Raw genomic sequence first — 3,631 nt, 5'->3', positions numbered from 1 at the left:
GCTCAGATTCATTGATATTTTCCTCGCTTTTTTTTACTATAGCATTTTCTGTACTCTTTGAGCGGGAAAGGAGTAATGTAAACCAGGCGCGCCGCAGATAAATGGGTGAGAGTTGCGATTACTTCTTCTGCCAAAGCTACTAAATTTACGGGCGCAAGTTGCAGTTTTAAACCTTCGGCATCGTTGCGGTAAACATCTAGCAGAGTTTCTACTAATTGTAGAGACATTTTGTGCGATCGCGCCATTGTTTCGAGAACTTTTTGCTGACTGGCGGTGACATTCCCAAATTTTGCTGACTGAAAAGCTTTAATTGTTTCAATCGCCCCCAGCATCGGCGTTTTTAAGTCGTGACTCAAAGTAGAGACAAAATCTTCTCGGATGCTTGCTAGCCGCTGCTGCGACTGCAACTCAGCTTTAGCGATCGTGATCGCTTCTTGGTACTCGTGGTTGCGATCGCTCAAATATCCCGTCACCCCTAAAGCCATGACTGCGATCGATCTATTTGCGACAGTGGCTAGGGCGATCGTTTCTCCGGGAGGAACAAACAAATTTAACAGCGTCAAAGCTGTCGCTACCAGGGTAATTTGCAACTTACCCAACCGACTCAATCGCGAATTTTCCAGTGAAATCGGCCCCGTGTACAAATACCCAAACACATACTCGGAGGGCGTAGTAAATTCCAGCACTGCAATGATCGCAAATAAAATGGCGATCGACCACCTCCCCGCCAATGTCTCTCTTGAATTCCCAGGTTTTTTTGGATAGCCGATAAACTTTTAAACATCCTCAATCAATCCATTTTTTTGTCTTTTATATTTTCACAGTTTTTTTTCCTTCTACCTTCTACCGAGGCAAAATAGAGAAACGGGAAAGTGTTTTAGCCAGCGTTGTTTTATTAATTCACCCGATCGCAGTTTTAATCCCCGGTGCAATTACCCTCGCCTTTACCGACAGTTTGAGCGGCATCAGCAACCCGATATTTCACGGCATTTCCCAGGTAATGTACGAATACGCTTCGGCGGCTAACAACGGTTCTGGTTTTGAAGGATTGGCCGACTCTCAACCCGCGCCGACAGGACTTTGGTGGAATTTAAGCACCTGTTTTAGTCTGCTGTTGGGGCGCTACGTTCCAATTATTGCCCTGCTGCTTTTAGCTGACAGCATGACGAACAAACAACTGGTTCCCGAAACAACGGGCACTCTCAGAACCGATTCAGTTTTGTTCACCAGCGTAACCGCAGGAGTAATCATAATACTAGGCGCGCTGACATTTTTCCCAGTTTTGGTTGGCTTTAGGGCCAATTGCCGAAGGATATGAAATTAGCTGCGGCAAGTTTGAAGCAGCATCAATAACTGTAACACCTTTAGCAACACCAACTCCTCCACCTCTGTAGCGAAAATCCTCAACCTCACACTTCTCTTTCTCTGTGTTCTCTGTGTTCTCTGTGGTTCATTAAAAATCCCCAATCGACATGACCTTTTCCCATACTCCAGATTCCCCAAAAAAACCTGCAATAGGCTCTCGCCAGTCTCGCAAGCATACGCCAAAAGCAAATACTAAAGGCCTTTATCAAAGAGCTTTTAAAGAAGCTTTTGTCAAGCTAAACCCGCGGGTGATGCGTAAAAATCCGGTGATGTTTGTGGTGTGGGTTGGTACAATTGTGACTGCATTATTAACTATCGACCCGACGCTGTTCGGCCCGGTTTTCGGCAAAAATCCGGTAGTTTTTAACGGTTTAGTCACGTTAATTTTGTTCTTCACTTTGGTATTTGCTAATTTTGCGGAAGCGGTAGCAGAAGGGCGCGGAAAAGCGCAAGCAGATGCGCTGCGATCGACCAAAGCAGACACGACAGCCCGCAAACTCTTACCAGACGGTTCAATTCAAGAAGTTAGTTCGACATCCCTCAGACGCGGCGACCAAATTAAAGTGATCGCAGGGGATGTCATTCCTGCCGACGGCGAAGTGATCGCAGGTGTCGCCTCGGTGGATGAATCTGCGATCACTGGCGAATCCGCACCGGTGCTCAAGGAACCGGGTTCCGACATCGCCAGTTCCCTCACCGGCGGTACGCGCATCCTCTCTGACGAATTGACGCTGCGGGTAATGGCCGACCCGGGTAAAGGGTTTTTGGACAGGATGATCGCGCTGGTGGAGGGGGCAGAAAGGTCGAAAACGCCGAACGAGATCGCGCTAACGGTGCTGCTGGCGGTGCTGACTCTGGTGTTTTTGATAGTGGTATCGACGATTGGGCCCGTGGGAAATTACGTGAAAACCCCTGTGGGCGTAGTGACGCTGATTTCGCTGCTGGTGGTACTGATCCCGACGACGATCGGCGGTTTGCTGAGCGCGATCGGCATTGCGGGGATGGATCCCGTCGCTCAGTTTAACGTGATAGCGACCTCTGGACGCGCCGTGGAGGCTTGCGGCGACGTGAATACGCTGATTTTGGACAAAACGGGGACGATCACGCTGGGGAACCGTTTAGCCGAGGAGTTCATTCCGGTAAACGGTCACTCGCTGGAGGATGTTGCGAGTGTAGCCCTTGCTGCTAGCCTGTTTGACGATACTCCAGAGGGAAAGTCGATCGTCCGTTTGGCTCAGAATTTGGGCGCACAGGTGGATTTCGATCGCACCAACGCCACTGGGCTTGATTTTTCCGCAAAAACGCGGATGTCTGGCACGGATTTGCCCGATGGGACGGAGGTTCGCAAGGGTGCGGTGGATGCGGTGAAGGGTTTTGTGCGATCGCGCGGCGGCAATTTCGGGCCGGATCTCGATGCAGCTTACGAACGAGTTTCGCGGCTTGGAGTCACGCCTTTAACTGTTTGTCAAGGCAGCGACACCTACGGCATTATCTATTTAAAAGATGTCATCAAACCGGGAATTCGCGATCGGTTTGACCAACTGCGAAAAATGGGCATCCGCACAATAATGCTCACCGGAGATAACCGAATTACAGCATCAGTAATTGCCGATGAAGCAGGGGTTGACGACTTCATTGCCGAAGCAACTCCTGATGACAAAATCGACGTAATTCGCAAACAACAAACCGAGGACAAATTAGTAGCAATGACAGGAGACGGAACCAACGATGCACCCGCACTAGCGCAAGCAAACGTAGGACTCACGATGAATTCTGGAACCCAAGCAGCTAAGGAAAAAGCGAACATGGTGGACTTAGATTCTGACCCCACAAAATTAATTAATTTAGTGACAATTGACAAACAATTGCTGATTACTCGCGGCGCGCTGACTACGTTTTCGCTAGCGAACGACATTGCCAAATATTTTGCAATTATTCCGGCAATATTTGCCCCTGTTGGCGCTTTAAACGTCATGGTTTAGCCAGCGGTCAATCGGCAGTTTTATCGGCATTAATTTACAGTTTTTGATTATTTCTGCTTTGATTCCACTAGCATTAACTGGTGTCAAGTTTAGACCTTTGAGCGCCAATAAACTGTTGTAGCGGAACATCTTAATCTACGGATTGGGAGGAGCCGTTGCGCCGTTTATTGCTATCAAAATTATGGATATTTTGATAGCCTCCGTTGGGCTAGAGCGTCGGTACAGTATTAGAAGTTGACAAAAAAAGAGATATATGAATCTACCCCGTCAAGGAATTCAACTCT

General features: G+C 48.3%; 3 protein-coding genes. 2 read left to right on the top strand and 1 reads right to left on the bottom strand.

Annotated elements, in window-relative coordinates; translation table 11 throughout:
* Positions 1-8: 8 nt before the first annotated feature.
* On the bottom strand, positions 9-731 hold the full coding sequence (locus QUA36_RS30950) for a histidine kinase dimerization/phospho-acceptor domain-containing protein (RefSeq protein ID WP_333460133.1): 723 nt from the start codon (positions 729-731) through the stop codon (positions 9-11).
* Positions 732-793: 62 nt separating this feature from the next.
* Here QUA36_RS30950 and QUA36_RS30945 point away from each other — a divergent pair, with 62 nt between their 5' ends.
* Together QUA36_RS30945 and kdpB are read left to right on the top strand one after the other, a co-directional pair.
* Positions 794-1,318: a potassium-transporting ATPase subunit KdpA gene (locus tag QUA36_RS30945; protein ID WP_333460134.1), complete on the top strand. Its 525-nt coding sequence runs from the start codon at positions 794-796 to the stop codon at positions 1,316-1,318.
* Between the two features lie 154 nt (positions 1,319-1,472).
* Positions 1,473-3,347 (top strand): potassium-transporting ATPase subunit KdpB, encoded by a 1,875-nt coding sequence (kdpB, locus tag QUA36_RS30940; RefSeq protein ID WP_445301472.1) that lies wholly within the window; start codon positions 1,473-1,475, stop codon positions 3,345-3,347.
* Positions 3,348-3,631: the final 284 nt, after the last annotated feature.

The sequence above is a fragment of the Microcoleus sp. Pol10D4 genome (assembly GCF_036701555.1).
Lineage (GTDB): Bacteria > Cyanobacteriota > Cyanobacteriia > Cyanobacteriales > Microcoleaceae > Microcoleus.
Note: the sequence above shows the minus strand (reverse complement) of the source record. Positions and strands in the feature narration are given on the sequence as shown.

Excerpts from the sequence above, each read along its gene's own strand:
- kdpB (WP_445301472.1), top strand. The coding sequence starts at position 1,473 with ATGACCTTTTCCCATACTCCAGATTCCCCAAAAAAACCTGCAATAGGC.